This is a genomic window from Streptomyces sp. WAC05374 (assembly GCF_004353505.1).
GTDB lineage: Bacteria > Actinomycetota > Actinomycetes > Streptomycetales > Streptomycetaceae > Streptomyces.
The window spans coordinates 39,915-63,048 of record NZ_SMNQ01000025.1; the positions used below are offsets into that span (position 1 = coordinate 39,915).

Here is a 23,134-nt window from a genome sequence, read left to right on the forward strand (position 1 = left end):
TACCTCTCTTTAGGGCGGCTGGTGCCGCCGTCGATCGGACGTGCAAGCGTTGGATGGGTGGGGGGATGAAAGCGGGTGAACCGGTAGGAAAAGGGTGGCGTGCGGGCAGGCGCGGCCGGCCGCGTGGCGCCGGTGCGCCGTGCGTGGTGGGTGCGGGGTGTGCGGGGTGGGTGGCCCGTGCGCCTGCCCGGCTAGCCCTGCGTGCGAGCGGCTCCGGCCGGCTCCGGTACGCGGGTGTCCTCGGCCGGCGCCGGGGGTGGTTCCTCCTCGCCGCGCGGGTCGTCCGCCGGCTCGGCCGGGGCCTCGGGACGGGGCCGCACCGCGATCAGTCCCAGCACCGTGGCCAGCAGGGAGCCGACCGCCACGACCGGCCAGACCATCCCGCCGAGCCGCAGGAACAGCCAGCTCCCGAGCATCGGACCCAGGGCGGTGCCCAGCCCGAACATGAACTGGAAACTGCCGATGTAACGGGACCTCAGGTGCTCGGGCCCCGCCTTCGCCGGGTAGGCGAACACCGCCGGACCGCCCAGGATCTCGCCGAGTGACCAGATCAGGGTGCCCACCACGATCGCGGCGGGGCCGATCGGCAGCCCGTAGAAGGCGACTCCGGCGCCGACCAGGGCGAAGCCGAGACCGATCGTGATCCTCAGCGGCCAGTTCTGCGACAGCTTGGTGACGAGCAGTTCGAAGGCGATGACGATGAACCCGTTGAGGGAGACCGCGAAGGTGTACCAGAACAGCGCCATGCCGACCGACGTCATGTACAGCGGCAGCGTCGACAGGTACTGCATGTAGACCGCCGCGTGGCACAGCGCCGCCAGCAGGTACAGCACGTACCTGCGGTCCCGCAGCACCGCCGCGTACCCCGCCGCACCCTTCCCCGTACCGGACCGCTCCCCGTCGGCAGCCCCCGCCGCCGCCCCGCGCGTCCCGCCGGGCAGGGTCGCCCGGGCGAAGCCGGCGTACACCAGGGCGATCAGGGCCTCGCCCCAGAACAGCAGGGTGTAGCTGTGGTCGCCGGCGTTGTAGAGGGCGTAGCCGAGCAGGGGCGCGGCCGTCGCGCCCACGTTCAGGCCGAACCGGTACATCGCGAAGACCATGACCTGCCGGTCGTCGTCCGTCAGCTCGGCCAGCAGCGTGGCCGACGCCGGCCGGAACAACTGGGCGCCCAGGCTGACGAGGGCGACGGTCGCGAGCACCAGCGGGAAGCTCGGCAGGTACAGCAGGGCCGCGGTGAGCACCGCCGTGCTGCCCATCGACAGCACCGTCGCGTTGCGCACGCCCATGCGGTCCGCGAGCGCGCCGCCGACGAGGGTGCCGACGACGGCGCCGCCGCCGTACACGCCGAGCGCGAGGACGGTGTGCTCCTTGGAGAAGCCCTTCGACGTCAGGAACAGCACCAGGAAGACGTGGAGGAAGCCGCTGAGCCGGTTGACCAGCACGCCCGCGAGCACCGTCTTCACCGCGAGCGGCGCGTCCCGGAAGGTGGCCCACACCCGGACCTTCTCCGGCGCTCCCTCACCCGCGCCCGCCGTGTCCGCCGTCGCGGCCCCGGCCGCCCCGCCCGGGCCGGGGGTGCCGCCGGACCGGCCGCCGGGCTCCGTCTCAGCCGACATCGCCGGCCTCCGGCCCCGTCGTGACGGTCACCGCCGCGCGCACCCGCTGCTCCAGCGCGTCCAGTTCAGCCGGCGACGGCGCGTCGATCAGGAAGGTCACGGCACGGTCGTCCGAGCTGGCGAGGGGGGCGAGCCGCGCGCCGCGCTCCTTCAGGACCAGGACCGCGCGCAGCGCCGCGGGGTCCTCGGGCGCGCCCGGGGCCGGCTCCGGCCACATCCTGCCGTCGGCGACCCACACCGGGCGGACGCCCGGCCAGTCGACCGAGACGTCCTCCAGCGTCCCGGTCCCGTGCTCCAGGTACACCTGGCGGGTCCAGCGGCGCGGCGCCGGGTACGCGGCGGGCTCCCCGAGCGCGATGCGGACGATCTCCGGTTCGAGCGGACGGCCCGTCGCCAGGTGGTACAGGGCGAGCAGCCCGTCGCCGGGCGTACGGGCGGCGACCTCCATCAGGTACGGTCGGCCGTCGTCGCCGGTACGCCACTCGGCGTGGGCGATCCCGTCACGGAAGCCGAGCGCGGTGAGCATGCGCCGGTTCGCCTCCAGCAGCCGCCGCTCGGCGTCCGCGTCGGCGTTCGGCACGGAGTGGGACAGCTCCACGAACGTCCGGGCGTGGGACTCGGTGGTCTCCTTGCGGGTCACCGACGCGAAGATCACCTCGCCGTCCTGCACCAGGCTCTCCACCGAGAACTCCTGGCCCGTCACCTGCTGTTCGACCAGGACCGTCTCGTACGCGGGGTACGTGGCCAGCAGCGACCGCAGGGCGGCCGCGTCCGAGACCGCCACCACGCCCGAGCTCGAGTGCCGCGTCGCCGGCTTGAGCACCACCGGGTACGGCAGCTCCGCCAGCGCCGCCTCCTCGCGCCGCGCCGGCGGGATCACCACCGACACCGGGCTGAACCCGTCGAGGTACCAGCGCTGGAGGTACTTGCTGCGGCAGACCCGCGTGGCGCGCAGCCCCGGGCCGCGCAGCCCCAGCGTGTCGCAGAGCAGACCCGTCTGCTCCACCAGCGTCTCGCCGACCGCGTACGCGCCGGTGATCTCGTACCGCTGCTGCCAGGCGCGCACGCCCGACACGAAGCTCGGCGTGAAGGAGCCCTCCTGGTCCAGCGCGCCGTCGACGTACGCGATGTCGTCGATCAGGGACGCCGGGTGTTCCGGGTCCTTGCGGCAGGTCTGCGCCTGCTCCCGGTAGCTCTCCGGGGTGACGAGGAGGATCCTCAGCCCGCGTGCGGCGAGCTCCTCCAGATAGCGGGGGTTGCGGCACACGACCCAGAACGCCCCGGTGAGGACGAAGGCGCGCGGCCTGGCGCCGTCCGTCTCCGTGCCGTGCGCGGCCGTCCGCTCGCCGGTGGCCACGACCGTGCTCCCGTTCGCCTGTATGTCCGTCTGCGTGCCCGTGGTCATCGAGGTGCTCCTGGTTCGGTCGGAAGGGTGTCGACGAAGGCGGTGCGCACGCCGTGGTCCTCGAGGGACGCGAGCCAGCGGCCGGCCTCGGCCGGGGACTCCGCCGCCCGGTTGAGGCCCGCCGGCAGGCCGCCGTCGAGCAGGCGCGTCACGCCGTACGCGAGCGGCAGCGAGACGCACAGGGCCATCGCGCTCTCCGCCTCGTCGCCCGTGAGGTCGAGCAGCAGCGCCCCGCGCCAGTCACGGCCGCCCCCGGCCCCGCTCACCTGAAGCGCGACCGACAGCACCACCCGGTCCCGGTCGGTCTCGTTCGTCGGGTAGCGCTGGGCGAGCTCCTTGGCAAGAGCGCGCAGTTGGTGCTCGTCACCCGTGCGCACGGTCGCGAACACCTCGCTCCAGGCGGCCCGCCAGCCCGCGTTGCGCAGCGTGCCGCGCACGAAGGTGTCCAGGTGCCATCCGGCCGGGATGCCGTACTGGGCGGCGAAGGGCACGCTGTCACGGTTCGGGTAGACCTCGAAGGTCTCCCCGGCGAGCACGAGTTCCCGCGTCGCCTCCCAGGGGCGGGGGGCGGTGCGCTCCGCGCCGCCGTCGATGTAGCGGGCGGGGGAGCCGAGCGCGGCCAGCACGCCGTAGGGGGCCCAACTGAACCGGTAGCGGAAGTCGTTCGGCACGGCCGGGACGCCACCGCAGTACGAGGTGAAGGTCACCGAGGCGGCCGTGTCGCCGATCTCCTCGCGTGCCCGCTCGACGAGCTGATGTGCCATCAGGTGGTCGATGCCCGGGTCGAGCCCGGCCTCCGTGAGGACGACCAGGCCCGCGCCGGCGGCCCGCGCGGCCTCCTCGCGCAGCTCGTCGGAGACGTAGCTCGTGCAGGCGAAGTGCGCCCGGGCGGCGATCGCCAGGCGCAGCAGGCGCGGGTGCTCGGCCGCCGGCAGCATCGACACCACCACGTCACCGGCGCCCACCTCCCTCTCCAGGGCCTCCGGCTCCAGGGCGCGCACCTCGGCGCGGCCCGTGAGGCCGTGGGCCGCCAGGCGGGCGGCGGCACGGTCCGCGGTGCGGTCCCACAGCACCACGCGTGCGGCGCGGTCGCACAGCAGGGCGAGCCCCGAGCGGCCGGTGGACAGGCCGGTGCCGATCCAGTGGACGGTGCCGCTCGCGGGGACGGGCGGGGTCGTGGTCACGGGCGGGTCTCCTCGGTCGTCGACGGGGCCGCGGCGCGGTCGCCGGGGCGGTGGGGGGACGGTCCGGCCTCGCGGGCGCCGCCGTCGTCGCGTACGGCCGCCTCGAACGAGCCCAGGCAGCGCTCCCACACCGGGTCGCCCGTGCCCAGCCTGCCCAGGTGCGGCGCGAGTTCGGCGGAGAACGCCCGGCTCGCCTCGACCGGCAGCAGCGAGGGCAGGTTGTCGATCGCGATCACGTCGACGGGCCGTTCGCCGCCGCGCAGCGCCCGCGCCGGGCGCTCCCAGTCCGTGATCTCGTCGTAGACCGGCAGGACGTTGCACTCCGACGTCACGTCGCACGTCACGTCCGCGACGACGGAGATCCGGCACCGCGGATCGTCCAGGTCCTCGGTGCGCAGGAACGGCGGCACGGGGCGGGTCACCAGGACGGTGTTGACGAGGATGTCGTGGTCGATCAGCGCCGCCCGGTCCAGCTCCCGGGTCTCCGCCACGTCCCACCGCGCGGTCTCCACCCCGGCGACCTCCAGGGCGTCGCACGCGCCCCGGCCACTGCGGCCGAGGGCGCCGATGACCAGGGCGTCGGCCGTTCGGGTGCCGCGGGGGGAGCTGCCGGTGGAGCCGCCGCTCCCGGCGGCGAGGAGGGCGTCCAGTCGCGCCTTGTCCAGGGGCCTGAGCGGTGCCGTCAGCGTCCCGCGCCGGTGCAGCACGGCGAGCGCGGCACCCACGTACCCGGCCCAGTAGCCGAACGCGGCCAGCCGCCGTCCGGCGCCGTCGGTCAGGTACTCCAGGTCCAGCAGCCGCCCGCCGCCCGAGGTGAAGCGGTCGAGCAGTTCCCGGGCGCCCGTCTGACCCTTGTAGGCGTGGCCGAAGAACACGTGCCGGTGGCGCAGCTCCTTCGGCTCGTCCGGCAGCTCCTTCAGGCCGACGACGAAGACGTCGTCCGGGGCGTCGGCCCAGCTCCCCGCGGGAGCGGTGCGGCAGCCCGCGGCGGTGTAGTCGGTGAGCGGGAAGGCGCGCTGCGGCGACTCCTCGACGGTGATGGTCGCACCCTGGGCGACGAGCCTCGCGGCGTCCTCGGGCACCAGGGGCGCGCGGCGTTCGCTCGCACGGGATTCGTGCCGCATCCACAGGTGGGGCATGTCCGGCATCGGTCAGTGACTTCCGTCCGTGATGAGGGTGAGGGATGAGGGGAGTTCGGCGGGGGCGTCAGAGCAGCGGGATACGGGCGTTGGCGAGCGGCCGGTACTCCGGCTCCGCCGGCAGGGTGCCGGGAGCCAGGCCGGCGGCGACCAGCTCACCGACGACGGCCGAGGCGATGGACACCGCGACCTCCTCGCCCGGGCAGCGGTGCGCCCCGGCGCCGAAGGTGAACACCACCGGGTCCACCCGGCCCGGCCGCAGCTCCAGCGGCTCGGTGTTGACGGTCGGATCGAGGTTGGCGGCGGCGAGGACGACCAGCACCTGGCCGCCCGGCTCCACGGTCCGCCCGGCGTACGCGAAGGGCTCGGCGGCGAACCGGCGCGTGTTCTGGACGGGCGCGTCGTAGCGCACGATCTCCCGCACCAGCGCCTCGGTCTCCTCCGGGGTGCCCGGCACCTTCGCGGTGCCGCGCGCCAGGGCGACGAGCGTGTTGCCGATCAGCCCGGCCGTCGCGTCGTACGTCTGCGACAGGAACCCCACCGCGTTGGCGAGCAGTGGCGCCGTGCGGCTCCACGAGGCCCGGGCCGCCGCCCGTACCAGCTCGCCCAGCAGGCCCGGACCGCCCTCGCCCGCCTCGATGCCCGGGCCGAGCAGTTCCCGCAGCCGGGCCGCCGCGAGGGCGGCCTCCCGCTGCTGCGCGGGCGTCGCCGACGCGGGGATGCACTGGACGAAGTCACCGATGGCCCGCGCCGCTTCCGCGCCCGCGCCCCGGTCGAGCCCGCACAGCGAGGCCACGGTCCGCGCCGGCACCCCGAACATCAGGTCCTGGAACAGTCCCTGACCCGGGCCGTCGCCGAGGGCGTCGCGGGTGTGGCCGGCGGCCACGGCATGGGTGTGCGCGGCGTCGGCCGTGCCCAGCGCGTCCACCACCACGGCCTTCAGCCGCTGCTGCACCGACCCGTCCGTCATCCGTACGAGGTCGCCGAACACCTCGCCCGCGGCGCTCCCGGCGATACCGGCGGGCACCGGTTCGGCCGGCGGCCTCACCCGCAGCGCGGGCGAGCCGAGCACGGCCCGCACGGCCGCCGCGTCGGCGGCCACCCACGCGCCGACGCGCTCGTCGAAGGCGAAGGGGCGCGTCCGCAGCAGCGACGCGTAAGCGGCACGGGGGTCGGGCAGCCGTACTGCCTCGATCGGGGTGGTCAACGCTGAACTCCTCGGTGTACTGCGGCTGGTCAGAAGGTGGCGGTCCGTGCGGCGCGGCGCATGTCCAGCGCGCCCGCTATCGCGAGCCGCAGGACGTCCGTCGAGCCCTCGTATATCCGCAGGGAACGGATCTGCCGGTACAGGCGCTCCGTCACCCCGTCGCGGACGACGCCCGAGGCGCCCAGGAGCTGCACCGCCGCGTCGACGACCTCCTGCGCCGCCTCCGTCGCGTGGACCTTGGCGATGTTGGAGTGCCGCGCGTAGCCGCGGTTGCCCCGGTCGCACTCCCAGGCGGCGCGCGCCACCAGGAGCGCCGCCGCGTTCAGCTTGACCTCCATGTCCGCGAGCGACGCCTTGACGAGCTGGAGGTCGAACAGCACACCGCCGTACGCCGAGCGGGACCTGGTGTGCGCCAGCGCCGTGTCCGCGGCCCGGCGCGCGAACCCGAGCGCGGCAGCCCCCACCGTCATCCGGAACCGCTCCAGCAGGTCCACCGCGACGACGAAGCCCTTGCCCGGCCGGCCGAGCACGGCCCCGGCCGGCAGCCGGACGTCCGTGAACGACAGGTGCGCGAACGAGCGGGGCGCGAGCGCGTCGATCCGTTCGGCGGTCACCCCCGGCGTGCCGGCCGGCACCAGGAAGGCGGTGAGCCCCAGGGGCCCCGGGCCCTCACCGGTACGGGCGATCACCACGACGACGTCCGCGATGGTGCCGTTGGCGATCCACGCCTTGCCGCCGTTGAGCACGTACCCGCCGTCCCCGGTGCGTTCGGCGTGCAGGGAGACGGCGGCCAGGTCCGACCCGGCCTCCTTCTCGGAGACGGCGAACGCCCCGATCGCCTCGCCCCGCGCCAGCGCGGGCAGCCAGCGCCGGCGCTGCTCCTCGCTGCCGAACCGCATCACCGGCGTGGCCGCGAGCGCCTGGATGGAGAAGGCGAAGTCGGCCAGGTCCTCGGCGTACGCGAGCGCCTCCCGCATCAGGCACAGCGCCCGCATGTCACCGGGGGCGCCGGCACCGGGCCCGTCCTCCGGCGCGCCGGCCGGGTCGAGCGCGGCGAACCAGCCGGCCCGGCCCAGCTCCGCGGCGAGCGTGCGCCCCGCGTCGTCCGGGTCCATGGTGCGCACCTTCTCCCACAGGGCCGTACGGGTGTCGCACCAGGCACCGAAGTCCTCGGCGAGACGGCGGTGACCCGCGTCGTGGAAGGGCAGCAGCAGGATCTCGGGGTCGAAGCTCGTGGTCGTTTCCACAGGGTGACTCCGTGCGGGGAATCGGGGACGGATGGGCAGGGACGGGCCGGTGGCGCTCAGAGGACGAGCTCGACGCTGTCGCCGGGGGCCCGCTCGGACACCTCGGCGTCCCGCGCGGGTGCGGCCGGACGGGCCGCCTCGTCCTTCAGGGCCTGCTTCACCAGCGCGTGCTCCACGAAGTACGCGAAGGACGCGTAGCCGCGCCAGACACGGCGCCAGGCGCGCTGCACGGCGTCCTCGCCGCCGTCGCGCCGCACCGCGTCGAGGTGGGCGACGATGATGTCGGCCGACTGGCGCGCGTGCCCCGCCGAGAAGTTGTCGATCGACAGGTGCGCCTCCTCGTACGCGATGTCGAGGCCGTGGCGGCGCAGCTTCTGTATCTCGTGCAGCCGCATCTCGCCGAGCCCGAACATCTCGATGCCGAGGTTGTAGCCGAGGATCTCCTCGTACAGGCTGTCCGGGAAGAGCGCCAGGCTGAGCTGGTGCAGCGAGAACCCGTACAGCTCGTCCGGCAGGTCGCGCTGGTCCAGGAACTCCTCGTCCCTGATGTGCGGCAGCAGGATGTCCATGCTGGCCAGGACCTGGTTGATGAGCGTGATGTGGTTCTTGGCGATGTCGCCGCGGCCCATCTCGTCCGCGTAGATCGAGAACAGCATGCCGTCGCCGGGCCGGTGGCGGCGGCCGACGTTGCCGATGCGGTACGCCCACGTGCCGTCGATGAGGCTTCCCAGCGCGAACGTCGACTGGCCGAAGATCACCTCGTCGCGGTCCGGGATCTCGGTCAGCGGCCGGTAGGGGTTGACCAGCTTGTCCCAGTAGATCCGCTCCACCCGGGCCATCAGCGCGTCGGGCGTGTAGTCGAACCAGGAGGCGTCGGTCAGCCGTCCCCCCGCGCCGTGCGTGAACAGCAGCTCGGCGTCGGCGAGCCGGTCCTCGGCGTGGGCGCGGGCCACCGGCAGGATGCCGGGGAAGCGCTCGTGGTTCACCAGTCGGTGCAGCAGCTCCCGGTGGCCGAGCGCCGCGCCCTCGGCGATCAGCTCGCCCTCCTCGGCGACCTCGTCGGCGCAGCGGGCCCGGCCCAGGGCACGGGCCCAGCGGCAGGCCGCCTCGTCGCCCGCCGTGTTGGGCGGGAAGTGCGGGTCGGCCGGCTCGCCCGCCGCGATGGCCTCGGCCCACGCGGTGAACGTCGCCGCCTCGCGCTCGTCGAAGATGCCGAACATGGGGCCGCCGAACTTGATGGCCTTCAGGAACCGGCAGCCGCCGTCCCGCGACGCCCGCATCTGCCGGGACGCCCGGAACTCGGCCATGAAGGCGGCCAGGTCCATCTCCTCGTCGTCCAGCCACTCCGACAGGCGCCGGTCGCCGAGGCGCACGGCACGGTGCTGGCGGCCCGCGAGCGGCGCGTGCTTCGCCACGATCGCGGCGACCCGGGCGTCCAGCGACAGGCCGGAGTGCCAGGCGGCCAGCTCGGTCAGGAGCGCGGTGTGCTCCTCCTCCAGTCGGACCACGAGCCGCACCGCGGCCAGCAGCCGCCGCACGTCCTCCGCGCCGGTCGGGCTGTCCGCCGCCAGCCGCAGGTACGAGGCGAGCAGCTCGCGCACCGCCTCCTCCGGCAGCACCGGCTCGGTGCCGATGAGCAGGTCGTCGACGCCGAGCGCGTGGACGGCGTAGTGGACGCCGACGACCTCGGGCAGGAACGACGCGGGCAGCCGGGACAGCGCCAGGCGGAACGCGCCGTGCAGCGCGGTCAGCGGCCTGGCCGCCGCGTCGTCCAGGAACGACGCCGCCGCCACGTCCGGGAGGTGGACGCCCTGTTCGGCCAGCGCCCGCCGGTGCCGGGCGGTCGCGCCCTTGTCCCAGGTGCCCTCGCCCGTCAGGGCGAAGTGGTGGCCGAACAGCTCGTTGACGATCACGGCCGGCTGGGTGGCCGCCTGCGAGACGGTGTCCAGCCAGCACGCGCCGAGCAGCGCCAGCGGTGCGCGCTGCCGCAGGACGGCGTCACGCACCTCGGGACCGGCCTCCGCGCGGGTCAGCGCGGCGACGGCGGGCGCGATCCGGGCACGGGCGGCCAGCACGTACGCGGCGATGGCCTCCGCGTCGGCACCGGTGGGCGCCGCGTCGGCACTGGTGGGGCGGGCCTCCGCGTCGGCACCGGTGGGCGCCGCGTCGCCGGCGTGGGTCTCCTCCAGGAAGCCGTGCAGCACCTGGCGGGCCGTCAGCAGGGCGGCCTCGCTCTCCTGGTCGGCGAGCAGCCTGCGGAAGAGGTCCGCCGGGGCTCCCGCCACGACGGCCGCGGCCTCGTCGGCCGCCGCGCGTCCGGCCCGTACGGGTCCGGTCGGCAGGGACGTGGTCAGGTCCCGCGGCGGAACCGTGGAACGCGTGCTCATGCGGTGCTCCCGAGGTCGGTGGCCGGCATCCGGTCCGGCGTGTGCGGTGGTCTGCGCAGGAGGACGCCGACCCGTACGCCGGGCACGCTGGAGACCAGCAGGTAGTGCCCGTCGGGCCGGGTGCCGTGGGCGGCGGCACGGTCCACCAGGTTGATCAGGGGGTCGGCGGCGAAGCAGTGACCGGTCCGGGCGATGTTGTCCAGGAACAACTGCTCCTTGGAGAACCCCGCTTGACGCTCCTTCAGTACGACGACCGGGCGGTACAGGTTGGTGTGCAGGACCGCGTGGACGTCCCCCGCCTTCATCCCTGCGGCCTCGAAGATCCGCTCGTTGACGACCCGCGCGAGGTCGGCGCTGATCTCGTGCGACCAGTCCAGCGCGCCCGGGTCCTGCGCGGACGCGCCGCCGGCGATCTCGTACGTGTCCGGTCCGAGGGGCTCGTCGCTCACCAGGCAGCTCGCCGCCCCGTCGCTGAACAGCGCGAAGTTCTCCATGCGGACCGACTCGTCGGTGACCCGGTCGGTCGTGATGACGAGCACCCGGCGGTGGTGCCCGGCGGCGACGAGCGCCTGGGCGGTCCGGATGCCGACCAGCAGGTTGGTGCAGCGGTTGAGCGTGATGCCGGTGAACGCCGCGTCCCCGACGCCGAGTCCGGTCAGGATGTGCTCCACGAACCGGCCGTGCGTCACGGGACCGCCGGGGAACCGCGTCGAGCACAGGATCAGGGCGTCCACGGACCCGGGGTCGGCGCCGCAGCTTCGCAGGGTGGCGGTGCCGCTCTCCACGGCCAGTGTCTCCAGGTCCTTCGCGGTGCGGCGCACCCGGCCCCAGCCCCACAGGGACGCCTTGGCCGGCATGCCGAACTTGCGGGCGCGTTCGGTGAGTCCCTGGACGGTGGTGTGGTCGGCGTCCTGCTCACCGAGGACGTAGGCGGGGCCGCACAGGTGGACGGTGCCGGCGGGGCCCGGGCCCGGATCGTGGGGGCGGGCGGTGGTGGGTGCGGGGGTGGACGGCGTCACGGTGCGGGATCACTCTCCGGTGTCGAGAATGCTGTTGAGGTCGGCATAGGGCAGCGCGTCCGCCCCGAAGGTGAAGGTGCCCCGGTCGCGGATCTCCTCGGCGGCGCGTACGAGGGCGCCGTACGCGGCACGCGACATCGCCGAGCCGACGCTGACGCGGCGCACGCCCAGCTCTCCGAGTTCCGGGACGGACAGGCGCAGGGCGCCGCCCATGAGGACGTTGACCGGGCGGCCGACCGAGGTGCACACGGCACGCACGGCGTCCGCGTCGGGCAGCGCCGGCGCGTACAGGACGTCGGCGCCCGCCTCCTCGTACGCCTGGAGGCGGCGGATGGTGTCGGCCAGGTCGGGGCGGCCCAGGAAGAAGTTCTCGGCGCGTGCGGTGACGGTGAAGGGGAAGTCCAGTTCGCGTGCGGCGGCCACGGCGGCGGCGACCCGTTCGACGGCTTCCTCCAGCGGGCGGACCGGGTCGCCGGCGCGGCCCGTGGAGTCCTCGACCGACGCGCCGACCAGACCGGCGCGGGCGGCGAGCCGGATGGTCGCGGCGACGTCCTCGGGCTTGTCGCCGAAGCCGCTCTCCAGGTCGGCGGAGACCGGCAGGTGGGTGGCGCCGGCGATCGCCGCCGCGTTGTCCAGGATCTCCTCGCGGGTCACGTGGCCGTCCGGCCTGCCGAGGCTGTACGCGAACCCGGCGCCCGTGGTGGCGAGGGCGGCGAAGCCGAGCCCGGTGAGCAGGCGTGCGGTGCCCGCGTCCCAGGGGTTGGCGACGACGAACGGCCGGTCGGCGGCGTGCAGTGCGCGGAACGTCTCGGCCTTGCGGCGCTGGTCGGCGGAGGTGTTGCTCATGGTGGTTCCTCGTGGTCGTGACGGTGGCCTGACCGGCTCAGATAAGTTCAACGTGCTCGGCCGTGTCGAGACCGGCGCCGGACGCCACCCGGACGAGCGATCCGAGGAGTCCCGTCAGGACGCGCGGGTCGTCCTGGAAGTAGAAGTGGCCGCCGTCCACCCAGTGAAGGGCGGGCTCGCCGGCGCACTCGCGCGCCCAGGGCCCCAGGCCCGCGTCCTTCACGTGCGGGTCGTCGGTCCCGTTGACGAGGGTGACCGGCACGGTCAGGGGGGCGTCCTCGCGGTACGCGTAGTGGGCGACCATGCGGAAGTCGGCACGCAGGTGCGGCAGCAGCAGTTCGGCCAGGGCCTCGTCGGCGACCACCTCGGGCGGCAGCCCGCCGAAGAAGCCGACGGCCTCGGTGAACTCCCGGCCGTCCAGCCGTGCGGTCTCCACCACACGCCGGGTCGGCAGGAGTGAGGGCGCGGAGCACCCGGAGGCGACCAGGTGACGCAGTCCCGGCGTGCCGCGCAGCCGGCGGGCCACCTCGAACGCCACGACGGCACCGAAGCTGTGCCCGAAGAGGAGGAAGGAGCCCGCCGGCCCTTCGGCCCGCTCCGCCGCGGCGATGGCTTCGGCCGCGCCGTCGGCCAGTTCGGCGACGGACGCCGCGGCCGGCTCGCGGAAGCGGTGGACCCGCCCCGGAGGGCAGATGGCGACGATCCGGGCGGTGGCCTCCAGGTCCCGCTGCCAGGCGAGGAAGGAGCGGGGGTTGCCGCCGGCGTGCGGGAAGCAGTAGACGCGGACGGGGGGTTCACCGCCGGCTCCGGCCGCGGCGGCGCCCGATCCGGTGGCGCTGATGAGCCACGGTGAATCGATCACGGAAGACGCACCATTCCTCTTCATTGCTCGGGCGGCTCGGCCGGTCAGGCGGCGACGGAGGGCTTGACCACGTTCCAGCCGACGTCCCCGTTGGAAACGATCTTCTCGGCCGGGGAGGCGATCCGGTCGGCGGACTCGGCCAGGCCGGCCACGGCCAGTCCGAGCCCCGCGACGACGGCGCAGGACGCGACACGGATACGGAAAGAGAGAACGCCGATGTTCTTCTGCATGGGAACCCCCGGGCCCTTCTGGGAAACAAACGGAAACGAAAAGGTCTCCGGATCTTGAATGAACCGGTCCGAGGAGCGGATCGACGTACTCCGAATTTCCGTTGCCGGAAGTCCGTCGCCGCTCGGATTGGCCCGGAGACCTGCTGACGACTCCAATGTTGCGTACGCCGACTGGGGCGACAATGATCTATGTGGCTCGGGTTTTCGCACTGCGACAAGCTACGGGGTCCATACCGCATCAAAACGGTCATACGGGGTGACTTGGGAGGGTGGATGAACGGATTACCGCGTGAGGATGGGGACAGATGGCACGAAACGGCGGACCTTCAGGGGGCTACAGGGACCCCTGCGCAGTTTCTGCGGTGGATGGCGGGGCACTTCGACGAACTGGCCCGGCTGACCGAGAAACAATCCGGACGGGCCGATTGTTTCGAGGAGACCGGCACCGACCGTTCCGGGATTCGCTACATCCATGGACTGGCCGCGATCTCGCAGGCCATCGACGAGATGCTCACCGGCGCCCAGCGGGAGATCCTCACCGCGCAGCCCGACGGTCCCCGCCCCACGGCCGTGCTGAAAGACGCACTGGAGGCCGTGCGCCGGCACATCGCGGCCGGCGTCGCGATGCGCACGCTTTATCAGCACACCACGCGGTTCGACGAGGCGACCAAGGCCTATGTTCGTTCCGTTACGGAATACGGAGCGAAAGTCCGAACCCTCGAGGAATTCTTCGACCGGCTGATCATCATTGACGCATCGGTTGCGTTCATTTCGGCCAATGAGGACCGCACGACGGCCGTCGCAGTAACAGAACCGGCCATTGTCCGATTCCTCAGGGACACCTTCGAACGGGCCTGGGACCGCGCGAGCCCCTTCCCTTTCGTGCCCATCCACGCGGCCAAGGCGGCCGACGAGGTCATGCCCGCGATACGGGAGTCGATCGGCAGGCTCCTGGTCGAGGGCTACTCCGACAAACGGATCGCCCGCCGCATGGGCATCAGTGAACGCTCACTTCAGGCCCACATCGCCGCCATGAAGCAGGAACTGGGCGCGCACAACCGCCTCCAGCTCGGCTATCTGCTCGGGCGGAACGAAACCACGTACATCCTCTGAGTACGCGGAAAAAGAAAAGGGCCGGCCGTCATGGGACGGCCGGCCCCCGGGGGAGCGGTGCTTCAGTCCGTCGTGGTGCCCGACGGCGTCCGTTCCCCGTCCGGCCGCCGCAATTCCGGCGCGTCGCCGGGCGTGTCCTCCGGCGCCGCCTTCCGCCGCCCCGGCAGCCGCGAAACGGCCACGCCCGCCAGGCAGATGACACCGCCGAGCAGCGTCAGCGAACCCGGCACCTCACCCAGCCAGACCCACGAGATCGCCACCACCACGGCCGGCACCGCGTACGTGGTCGCGCCCAGCTTCCCGGCACTCGTCCGGGCCAGCGCGTACGCCCACGTGCTGAACGCCAGCGCGGTCGGGAACAGGCCCAGGTACAGCAGGTTCAGCGTCGCCGACCACGGGGCCTTGGGCAGCTCCTGGAGCATCAGCCCGCTGAACGGCAGACACGCCACGGTTCCCGCGAAGCAGCCGAACGTCGTCACCTGCAACGGACTCGCGTACCGGAGGGCCGGTTTCTGCGCCACGACCCCGCCCCCGTACGTCACCGCCGCGAGCAGGCACAGCAGCACACCGGTCACGGAGGACGACCCGTGCCCCGACATGGACCAGCCCACCACGGCCGCGCCCAGGAACGACACGCCCATGCCGGCGAGCAGCATCGGAGGGAACCCCTCCTTCAGCAGCCAGCCACTGAGCAGCGCGATCACCACGGGCCCGATGTTGACGACCATCGCGGCCGTCCCCGCGTCCACGAGCTGCTCGCCCCAGTTCAGGGCGACCATGTAGACGCCGAACCACAGCACCCCCGACGCCAGGATGCCGGGCCACGCCCGCCGGTCGGGCAGGGTGCCGCCCTTGATCAGGAAGATGACGCCGAGCGCGATCGACGCGGTCAGCAGCCGCCCCAGCGCCAGCACTCCGGGGTGGAAGTGCTCCGCCGACGCGCGAATGGAGACGAAGGCCGACGCCCACAGAACCACCGTCACAAGGGCGGCTAAAAGGGCACGACGATCGGTACGGGAACCGCCGGTTGTGTGATCCATTCCCGCATGGTAGCGAGCGCCCATGACCATGGCATGACAACGAACAGCCATGGTGGCCGGATGCCACCACCGCCCGCCGGGCCGGCGCGCCCCGCCGGTCGGGCGGCACGGGCCGGGACCGGGCGGCGGGGGCCGCCGCCGAGGTGACCGGAAAAAATCTTGGGCGGCGATGTCGAGAACCCGTGGCCGGCTCCGTCCCCGGGGTGAAGGCGGCCACAATGGGCCGCATCAGCACCGAGGAGAGACACGATGGCCAAGTACCTGCTGCTCAAGCACTACCGCGGCGCCCCGGCAGCGGTGAACGACGTGCCCATGGACCGGTGGACGCCGGAGGAGATCTCGGCCCACATCCAGTACATGCGGGACTTCGCGGACCGGCTCCGGGAGACCGGCGAGTTCGTCGACGGCCAGGCACTCGCCCCCGAGGGCACCTGGGTCCGGTACGACGGCGAGGGCCGCCCGCCCGTCACCGACGGCCCGTTCGCCGAGACCAAGGACCTCATCGCCGGCTGGATGGTCGTCGACGTCGACGGCCACGACCGCGCCGTCGAGCTGGCGGGCGAGCTGTCGGCCGCCCCCGGCGCGGGCGGGAAGCCGATCCACGAGTGGCTCGAGGTGCGCCCCTTCCTCACCGCGAAGCCCACCACCACGGACTGTCATTGATGGACGAGGTCCTGCTCAGGAGCCTCACCCCGGGCGTGCTCACCGTCCTCGTCCGCCGCGGAGCCGACTTCGCGGCGGCCGAGGACGCCGTCCAGGAGGCGCTCGTCGAGGCCGTCCGCGTCTGGCCGGCCGACCCGCCGCGCGACCCCAGGGGCTGGCTGGTCACCGTGGCCTGGCGCAAGTTCCTCGACCAGGCCCGGGCGGACACCGCCCGCCGCCGGCGCGAGGACGTCGCCGACCGGGAGCCCGCGCCCGGGCCCGCGCCCGCCGGGGACGACACGCTCCAGCTCTACTTCCTGTGCGCCCACCCGTCGCTGAGCCCGTCCTCGGCGGTCGCGCTCACGCTGCGCGCCGTCGGCGGGCTCACCACCCGCCAGATCGCCCACGCCTACCTGGTGCCGGAGGCGACCATGGCGCAGAGGATCAGCCGGGCCAAGCGCACCGTCTCGGGCGTGCGGTTCGACCGGCCCGGCGACGTCGCCACCGTGCTGCGCGTCCTCTACCTGGTCTTCAACGAGGGCTACTCCGGCGACGTCGACCTCGCCGCCGAGGCCATCCGGCTCACCCGGCAGCTCGCGGACCGGGTCGACCACCCCGAGGCGGCCGGACTGCTCGCCCTGATGCTCCTCCACCACGCCCGGCGCGCCACCCGCACGGCGCCCGACGGCAGCCTGGTGCCGCTCGCCGAGCAGGACCGCGGCCGCTGGGACACCGCGATGATCGCCGAGGGCGTCGGCGTCCTCCAGGCGGCACTCGCCCGCGACCGACTGGGCGAGTTCCAGGCCCAGGCCGCCATCGCCGCCCTCCACGCCGACGCGCCCACCGCCGAGGAGACCGACTGGGTGCAGATCGTCGAGTGGTACGACGAGCTCGTGCGCCTCACCGACAGCCCCGTCGTCCGGCTCAACCGGGCGGTCGCCGTCGGGGAGGCCGACGGACCCCGGGCCGGGCTGGCCGCGCTCGCCGCCCTGGACGCCTCGCTGCCCCGGTACGCCGCCGTGGCGGCGTACCTCCACGAGCGCGACGGCGACCTCGTGACGGCGGCACGGCTGTACGCCGAGGCGGCCCACAAGGCGCCCAGCCTCGCCGAGCGCGACCACCTGACGCGCCGGGCCGCCCGGCTCAACGCCCGCCGGGGCCACTGACACCGCTGAGGCCGCCGGCACCGCTGAGGCCGCCGGGCCCGGTGGGCGGAACTATCGCAACTATGATAGTTGGGTTAGGGTCGGGCCATGGAGACCAGGACGTACTCGACGATCGATCTGCGCAAGCAGATGGGCGAGATCCTCGACCGGACCCGCATCGCGGGGGAGCCGGCCGCGATCACCCGCAAGGGCAGGACGATGGCCTACCTGGTGCCCGCCGAGTGGTTCGAGCACTACCAGCGGCTCGCCGCACAGCAGCCCGGCAGTGACACCGGCCAGGACGCGGCCTGACCGCACGCGACGCGAGGACCAGGAGCCCGACCCCATGACCGCCCAACCCGTGCACTTCGGGCCCGGGGGCGACAGGCCCCCCGTACCGCCGATGCCCGAACGCACCCCGCAGGCCCTGCGCCTGGCCATCCAGGAGCACGCCCCCCACCTCCTGCCCGACTTCGAGGCCCACTGGCGCCGCGCGATCGGGGACGCCTTCAACCTCACCCCCGTACCCGCGTTCATGCGCCTGTGGTGGACCCAGTACGCCATCGCCCGCGACCCGGACCTGGAAACGCACCTCGCCGACCTCGAAGCCCGGGCGGCGAAGACCGAGGACCCGGCCGAGTCCGCCGCCCTCCTGGCCGAGTACAGCCGGCTGCGCGCGGCGGCGGCCGCCGTGGAGCCCGGTCAGTGACGGACGATCCACCCCTTCCGCCCTGGCAGATGGACTGGACGGCCGAGGCACGCCGCGTGTTCGACGCCATGCCCGCCGACGCCCGCCGGCTCGTCCTGGCGGCGCGCGCGGAACTGGTCACCGCCCCGGACCCCTACTACCGGGGCATCGACACCGACGCCTCCCTCCCGCACTGGATCACCGTCCGCCCCCTGGCCTCGACCAACCCCGGCGGCCCGCACATCGCCGACCTCGCCGGCGGCCGCGGGTGGATGATCTACACCTTCATCCGCCGCCACGCCGAACCCCAGATCACCGTCACCGACGCCTTCTGGGCCTGACCGTCCGGCGCCCTCCCGCACGGCCGCACCCCGGCCCGGAGCGACCGAAGCGACTCAAGCCCGTCCTCGCCGCGTTGCAGCCCCCAAGCCCCCGACCGCCCGGTCCACGCGGCACCTGGGTACCACCCCGTGCCCGTCCGGGACCGGACCGCGCTCACCAGCGACCGGACCACCCCGTGCCCGTCCGGGACCGGACCGCCCCGCGCCCGGACCAGACCCCATCCCGGACGCGGGCACCACACGGGGCAGCGACCGCGGCTGCCCGCTGAGGGGCCGTCACCCCGGCCTTGGGGTGACGGCCCTGTGCCCGCGGTCGCTCAGGTGCGGTCGTCGTAGGCGTCGTCCCCCAGGTCGTCGAACGACTGCTGGCGGTTCTGCTGCTCGCGGCGCTCACGCAGCCGGTCCTGCTGGTCCTGGCCGCGCTGCCGCGCCTCGTCCGCGCTCTGCCGCAGCTTGTCCTGCGCGTGCTGGGCCCTGCCCTGCGCCTCGTCCTTGATGCCCATGACTCTCCTCGTGGTGGTGGTGAACGGGTCGCGACCCCCTGCCAGGAACGCACGGCGCGCGGCGGTCCGCCCGCCCGGCGTACGCCGTTCGGGTGCCGCGGCGGGGACGGCAGCGCACCTCCCCCCGGCGGCAGCCGCACGCCCCCGTTTTCGCGGGCCCCGAAGGGGCAAGCGGGTGGGGGAGGTTGACATGAACGCACGCACGCTGTCGTTTCCGGGACGTACCGCGGCACGGAAAGCGGCACGGGGTTCCTCGGTCGGAGTCGCGGCACGCTGCGGCCTGGCCGCCCGGGGCGTCCTGTACCTGCTGATCGGACTGATCGCCCTGCGGATCGCCTCGGGCGACGGGGGCGGGCAGGCGGACCGGGGCGGCGCGCTCGCCGAACTGGCCGCCCGGCCCATGGGGTCGCTCATGCTGTGGGCCCTGGGACTGGGCCTCGTGGGGATGGCCGTGTGGCGGCTGTCGGAGGCCGTGTTCGGCGCGAGCGGCGCCGATGGGCACAAGCCCGGCAAGCGTCTGCTGTCGGCGGCCCGCTGCGTGTTCTACGCGTTCGTCGCCTACTCGGTACTGACCTTCGCCGCCGGCGAGAGCGGCAGTGGCAGCGGCTCCGGCGACCAGCAGTCCCGGGACGTCACCGCCCGGGCGCTGGAACTGCCGGGCGGGCAGTGGATCGTGGGGCTGGCCGGGGCGGCCGTCGTCGGGGCCGGCGCGTGGGTGGCGGGCCGTGCCGCGCTGCGCAAGTACCACAAGCACCTGAAGCTCAGCCGGATGTCACGCCGCGCACGGCGGTTCACGGACGTGGCGGGCGTCGGCGGCGGTGTGGCGCGGGGCGTGGTGTTCGCCGTGGTCGGCGTCTTCTTCGTACGCGCCGCCGTGACGTACGAGCCGAACGAGGCCAAGGGTCTCGACGACGCGCTGCGCACCGTCGCCGAAACCCCGGCGGGCCCGGGGCTGCTGAGCCTGGTCGCCGCCGGAATGGCACTTTTCGGGGTGTTCTCCTTCGCCATGGCGCGCTGGCGCCGGGTCTGACCGACGGCCTCGTACGCGATCCGCACGACCAACCGCTCCGGCACCGACCCGCGGCCGGACCCAGCGCTCAGCGCTCGTGGTCCAGGCGGTGCGCGAGGTCGAGCAGGTCCGGCAGCCTCAGCACCCGCCCGCCGAAGCCGGGGAGGGGGACGTGCAGCGGCTCGGTCCAGCGGACGGGGATGGCCTCCAGGCCGTAGTACGCGCCCGCGAGGCTTCCGGTGACCGCGGCCACCGTGTCCGTGTCACCGCCGAGGTCGATCGCCGCGCGCAGGGCGTCCTCGAAGGTCGTCGTGGTGCGCAGGGCCCAGACGGCGGAGCCCAGGCAGGGCCAGACAGCACCGTTGAACTCGGTCGCCCGCTCGGGATGCCAGTCGGGGGCGAGGACCACGGCGTACCGCGCACGATGGTCGGGGTGGACGAGGTCCAGGACGTCCGGGAGAGCGGCGAGGGGATCGGCGCCCTCCAGCGTGACGCGGATGAGCTCGTGGTGGACGGCGGTGCCTTCCCACGCGGCCCGGTCGCCGTGCGTGAGAGCGGCGATGCGCCGGGCGGCATCCATGGTGGCCGACCGGCCGGCACGCGCGAAGCGGACCGCGGAGGTCGACGCCCGCATCAACGAGCCGTTGCCCGCGGCGCGCTGGTTGACCGCGAAGTGGGCCTCGGCCGCCCGGTCCCAGGGCAGGCCGTTGGTCAGGACGTCCTCGGTCTGCAACCCGATGTCCTTGGGCTCGGACACCGCCCAGCGCTGGAAGCGGGCGAACATGTCCGGCAGGTCCAGCCCGCCCCGCTCCAGAAGCGACTCCGCGACCAGGACGGCCATCTGCGTGTCGTCCGTGCCCTCACCCGGGTCCCACCCACCGCCCCCGCACATCTCACCACCGGCACCGGGCACGGGAAACCGCGCCGAGAAGACCCCGGGCAGGCCGAACTCGAAAGGAGCCCCCAACGCGTCCCCCACGGCCGAGCCGACGACCGCCCCCCCACTCCGCAGCATCCGCTCCATCCCCGGCATCGCACGCACCCCCAGACCGTCATCCCGCCTCATCACGCACCTCCAACGCTTCCCTCACCAGGCCCACGAACGTGAGGTGGGCGTCCCGGAAGGCACGCAGCCCATCATCTTCCGGTAGGTGGACCGACGCCGGTCGCGCTGCTCGCGAAGTGCCTCCGCCGTCGCGGTCGTCCGGGCCTGGGCCGCGCCGCGCGGGAGGCCACCCGTGGCGCGCGGGGCGGTCGCCCACGTCCGCTGTTCGACATGATCGGCAAGTCTGCCGGCCGCGGCCGCACCGAGACAGCCCGGTGTCCCCGGTTCGCGTCCGCTAGGACCGCGTCGCCACCCGGCACTCGTCCCCCGTGGGCTCGCCCTCCGCGACCGGCGTGCTGCGGTCGTACGGGTCGACCTCCGTGCCGGCGCCGCCCGCCCGGCGGTCCGTGCCGAAGGGCGGGGTGAAGTAGCCCGTGGAGGCACCGCATCCGCCGTTGGTCACGTCGTACTTGTACGAGACGACCGAGAACGTGCCCGGCTCGGTGATCACCTTGTCGGGGTCGTCCCAGTTCAGGACCAGCTCGCGGCGGACGATCGTGCGCACGATCTCGTCGTCGCCGCCCGCGTCCGCGCGGGTGACCGGGTAGACGAAGGTGACGTCGGCGGTCACCTCGACCGCCCCGCGCTCGCCCTCCCGGTAGGTGAGCCGGCCCCGGGTCTTCACGACGTCGCCCACCAGGCGGGCGTGGGAGGGCCGGAAGCGGCTGAACAGCAGGAGGGGGTCGTTCTTCTCGCTCGGACTGCGGAACGCGGTCTTCAGCATGTCCTGTACGTCCTTCTGATGCGGGTTGACCAGCGCGAGCGCCTTCTCGGGCCGCTCGCCCCGCAGCACCGCCCGGTCCAGGCCGGACGCGGCGAGGAAGTCCCGGCTGCGGGCGAGGGCCCGCTCCACCTCGGCCGCGCTCATCCAGCCGGCCGCCCGGGCCTCGGGCACGGTGATCCCCGCCGCGCCGCTCGCCCAGCCCGCCGCCGGCGAGCCGCGGAACGGCTCCTCCATGGTGGGGCGTTGGGCCGCCTCCTGCTGTGGTGCGCCCTCGGCCGTCCGTGACGGCTGGTCGGCGCCGTCGCCGGCGAACAGGTCCGCCATCGGTCCCGGCGCGAGCGCCACCACCAGCAGCACCAGGCACGCCAGCAGCCCGGCCGCGTACCAGCCCGTGCGCCGCTGGGGCCGCGCGGGCGGGTGGCTGCGCCAGCCCTCCGGGCCGCCGGCCGGCTCCGCGCGCAGCCGGTGCGCCACCTCGCGGGCACGCGCCGACGGTTCCTCTGGCGCACCGGCGGCACCCGCCACCGACTCCCGCAGGAACCGGTCCCACTCCTCGTCGGACCTGGACGATCCGTCCGGCTCCGTACCCGCGCCCATCCCCAACCCCTTGGCGTTCAGCGGCCCGTCGGTCCCCTCCCCAGGGACGCGTTCGCATGATCGCACAGCGCACCGACAGCGGGGCCGGCCGGGTGAACGGTGCCGCCGTGCCCTCGCCCGCCGACCTGTCGTCACACCGTGGCCACGAGCAGTTCCTCGGCGCTGGACGGCCGCAGACCGTCCGTCCTGCCGGCGAAGTAGAGCCGGGCCAGAGACGCGGCCGAGACGTGCCGGACCTCCCGGAACCCGGATTCACGGGCCAGTGCCAGCATCTCGGGCGGGGAGAAGAAACTGAGAAAGGGCGTCCCGGCCGCGCGGGCGGACGCCTCGGTCGCCTCGAGCAGGGGCCGCTCGTCGGGTGCGACGAGGTCCAGCGGCAGCATGAACGTCGTGACGAGGGTGGAGCCGGGGGCGAGCCGCGCGACCTGCCGCAGTGTGGCCGCCGTCGCGTCCTTGGTGAGGTACATGGTGACGCCGGTGGAGGCGACCACCGCCGGCCGGCCGGGATCGAAGCCGGCCGCCGGCAGCCGCTCCCACCAGGACCGGCCCGCCTCGAAGTCGACCGGTACGAACCGGAGCCAGTCGGGGACGCCGAAGCCGAGCTCCGTCAGGCGCTGCCGCTTCCACGCCTGCGGACCGGGCCGGTCGACCTCGAAGACCCGCATGCCGGAGGCGGTCCCGGGCCGTCGCTGGGCGAAGGTGTCCAGGCCGGCCCCGAGGACGACGTACTGAGTGACGCCCTGGCGAGCCTGCTCCACGACCAGGTCGTCGAGGAAGCGGGCACGGGCCACGATGGACGCCCGCATCCGGCCGGTGGCCCGCCGGTCCATGTCCGGACGGTGGCTCCAGGCGTCGCCGGGCGCCGCGAGGCGCAGGCCGATCTCGTCCTCGAACACGTGCGGCGGTGGGTCCACCCGGAGGTGGAGGGCACGCCACAGGGCGACGCGCAGGGCCGTTCCGTCCATCGCCGTGGCGCGTGCGTCCGGCATGGTGTCTCCTCCCGTCGTGAGGCCGTCCCCGGTGCTCAGGCCAGGGAGGCGGCAGTTCGCGGTGCTTCTTCTCGGTTGCGGTGGTGATCAGCGGGC

At 73.9% G+C, this 23,134-nt stretch carries 23 protein-coding genes; 7 read left to right on the forward strand and 16 right to left on the reverse strand.

The features are described 5' to 3' along the window. Positions 1-191 precede the first annotated feature (191 nt). From E2B92_RS30240 to E2B92_RS30290, 11 genes are read right to left on the reverse strand one after another with little or no spacing between them, the layout of a single operon-like run. The gene (locus tag E2B92_RS30240; protein ID WP_126883294.1) at positions 192-1,616 is read right to left on the reverse strand and encodes an MFS transporter; all 1,425 of its coding nucleotides are present in this window, start codon (positions 1,614-1,616) and stop codon (positions 192-194) included. After that, positions 1,606-3,021 carry an ATP-grasp domain-containing protein gene (locus E2B92_RS30245; protein WP_126883293.1) on the reverse strand — a complete coding sequence of 472 codons (1,416 nt, stop codon included), beginning with the start codon at positions 3,019-3,021 and terminating at the stop codon, positions 1,606-1,608. Before E2B92_RS30245 ends, E2B92_RS30240 begins: the two co-directional genes overlap by 11 nt. Continuing rightward, a complete protein-coding gene (locus E2B92_RS30250; protein ID WP_126883292.1) occupies positions 3,018-4,205 on the reverse strand; it encodes a saccharopine dehydrogenase C-terminal domain-containing protein in 1,188 nt (395 codons plus the stop codon). The genes E2B92_RS30245 and E2B92_RS30250 overlap by 4 nt, the downstream gene beginning before the upstream one ends. Further along, positions 4,202-5,353 (reverse strand): saccharopine dehydrogenase, encoded by a 1,152-nt coding sequence (locus E2B92_RS30255; protein WP_126883291.1) that lies wholly within the window; start codon positions 5,351-5,353, stop codon positions 4,202-4,204. Before E2B92_RS30255 ends, E2B92_RS30250 begins: the two co-directional genes overlap by 4 nt. Before the next feature lie 58 nt (positions 5,354-5,411). After that, the gene (locus E2B92_RS30260; RefSeq protein ID WP_126883290.1) at positions 5,412-6,551 is read right to left on the reverse strand and encodes a cytochrome P450; all 1,140 of its coding nucleotides are present in this window, start codon (positions 6,549-6,551) and stop codon (positions 5,412-5,414) included. A gap of 29 nt (positions 6,552-6,580) precedes the next feature. After that, positions 6,581-7,798, reverse strand: a complete 1,218-nt coding sequence (locus tag E2B92_RS30265; protein ID WP_126883289.1) for an acyl-CoA dehydrogenase family protein — start codon at positions 7,796-7,798, stop codon at positions 6,581-6,583. Positions 7,799-7,854: 56 nt separating this feature from the next. Then, positions 7,855-10,185 (reverse strand): iron-containing redox enzyme family protein, encoded by a 2,331-nt coding sequence (locus tag E2B92_RS30270; protein WP_126883288.1) that lies wholly within the window; start codon positions 10,183-10,185, stop codon positions 7,855-7,857. Then, complete coding sequence (locus E2B92_RS30275; protein WP_200836980.1) at positions 10,182-11,204, reverse strand: 3-oxoacyl-ACP synthase; 1,023 nt, start codon at positions 11,202-11,204, stop codon at positions 10,182-10,184. Before E2B92_RS30275 ends, E2B92_RS30270 begins: the two co-directional genes overlap by 4 nt. 9 nt (positions 11,205-11,213) lie before the next feature. Next, complete coding sequence (locus tag E2B92_RS30280; protein ID WP_126883287.1) at positions 11,214-12,050, reverse strand: isocitrate lyase/PEP mutase family protein; 837 nt, start codon at positions 12,048-12,050, stop codon at positions 11,214-11,216. 37 nt (positions 12,051-12,087) lie between these two features. Then, entirely contained in the window at positions 12,088-12,912 is an 825-nt protein-coding gene (locus tag E2B92_RS30285) for a thioesterase II family protein (protein ID WP_235024048.1), read from the reverse strand. Between the two features lie 44 nt (positions 12,913-12,956). Beyond that, positions 12,957-13,142, reverse strand: coding sequence for a hypothetical protein (locus tag E2B92_RS30290; protein ID WP_126883285.1), 186 nt, complete (start codon positions 13,140-13,142; stop codon positions 12,957-12,959). Between the two features lie 366 nt (positions 13,143-13,508). Here E2B92_RS30290 and E2B92_RS30295 point away from each other — a divergent pair, with 366 nt between their 5' ends. Continuing rightward, entirely contained in the window at positions 13,509-14,255 is a 747-nt protein-coding gene (locus tag E2B92_RS30295) for a LuxR C-terminal-related transcriptional regulator (protein WP_160159802.1), read from the forward strand. Between the two features lie 62 nt (positions 14,256-14,317). Here the strand turns inward: E2B92_RS30295 and E2B92_RS30300 are convergent, their stop codons facing one another. Next, the gene (locus tag E2B92_RS30300; RefSeq protein WP_126883283.1) at positions 14,318-15,295 is read right to left on the reverse strand and encodes a DMT family transporter; all 978 of its coding nucleotides are present in this window, start codon (positions 15,293-15,295) and stop codon (positions 14,318-14,320) included. Positions 15,296-15,544: 249 nt separating this feature from the next. Here E2B92_RS30300 and E2B92_RS30305 point away from each other — a divergent pair, with 249 nt between their 5' ends. The 5 genes from E2B92_RS30305 to E2B92_RS30325 all read left to right on the forward strand — a co-directional run bounded on the left by E2B92_RS30305 (position 15,545) and on the right by E2B92_RS30325 (position 18,111). Beyond that, positions 15,545-15,958 carry a YciI family protein gene (locus E2B92_RS30305; RefSeq protein ID WP_126883282.1) on the forward strand — a complete coding sequence of 138 codons (414 nt, stop codon included), beginning with the start codon at positions 15,545-15,547 and terminating at the stop codon, positions 15,956-15,958. Continuing rightward, positions 15,958-17,103, forward strand: a complete 1,146-nt coding sequence (locus E2B92_RS30310) for an RNA polymerase sigma factor (RefSeq protein ID WP_126883281.1) — start codon at positions 15,958-15,960, stop codon at positions 17,101-17,103. Before E2B92_RS30305 ends, E2B92_RS30310 begins: the two co-directional genes overlap by 1 nt. 87 nt (positions 17,104-17,190) lie before the next feature. Continuing rightward, a complete protein-coding gene (locus E2B92_RS30315) occupies positions 17,191-17,394 on the forward strand; it encodes a type II toxin-antitoxin system Phd/YefM family antitoxin (RefSeq protein ID WP_126883280.1) in 204 nt (67 codons plus the stop codon). 34 nt (positions 17,395-17,428) lie between these two features. Then, positions 17,429-17,791 (forward strand): DUF6247 family protein, encoded by a 363-nt coding sequence (locus E2B92_RS30320; RefSeq protein WP_126883279.1) that lies wholly within the window; start codon positions 17,429-17,431, stop codon positions 17,789-17,791. Further along, positions 17,788-18,111, forward strand: coding sequence for a hypothetical protein (locus E2B92_RS30325; RefSeq protein WP_126883278.1), 324 nt, complete (start codon positions 17,788-17,790; stop codon positions 18,109-18,111). Before E2B92_RS30320 ends, E2B92_RS30325 begins: the two co-directional genes overlap by 4 nt. 317 nt (positions 18,112-18,428) lie before the next feature. Here the strand turns inward: E2B92_RS30325 and E2B92_RS30330 are convergent, their stop codons facing one another. Then, complete coding sequence (locus tag E2B92_RS30330) at positions 18,429-18,614, reverse strand: hypothetical protein (RefSeq protein ID WP_126883277.1); 186 nt, start codon at positions 18,612-18,614, stop codon at positions 18,429-18,431. A gap of 190 nt (positions 18,615-18,804) precedes the next feature. Here E2B92_RS30330 and E2B92_RS30335 point away from each other — a divergent pair, with 190 nt between their 5' ends. Continuing rightward, positions 18,805-19,644 (forward strand): DUF1206 domain-containing protein, encoded by an 840-nt coding sequence (locus E2B92_RS30335; RefSeq protein WP_126883276.1) that lies wholly within the window; start codon positions 18,805-18,807, stop codon positions 19,642-19,644. A 67-nt stretch (positions 19,645-19,711) separates the two neighbouring features. On the opposite strand, the gene E2B92_RS30340 is transcribed toward E2B92_RS30335, so the two are convergent. The 3 genes from E2B92_RS30340 to E2B92_RS30350 form a co-directional block, all read right to left on the reverse strand. After that, the gene (locus E2B92_RS30340) at positions 19,712-20,647 is read right to left on the reverse strand and encodes an ADP-ribosylglycohydrolase family protein (RefSeq protein ID WP_126883320.1); all 936 of its coding nucleotides are present in this window, start codon (positions 20,645-20,647) and stop codon (positions 19,712-19,714) included. Between the two features lie 316 nt (positions 20,648-20,963). Next, entirely contained in the window at positions 20,964-22,049 is a 1,086-nt protein-coding gene (locus E2B92_RS30345) for a hypothetical protein (RefSeq protein ID WP_126883275.1), read from the reverse strand. A 131-nt stretch (positions 22,050-22,180) separates the two neighbouring features. Beyond that, the gene (locus E2B92_RS30350) at positions 22,181-23,038 is read right to left on the reverse strand and encodes a class I SAM-dependent methyltransferase (RefSeq protein WP_126883274.1); all 858 of its coding nucleotides are present in this window, start codon (positions 23,036-23,038) and stop codon (positions 22,181-22,183) included. Positions 23,039-23,134 lie beyond the last annotated feature (96 nt).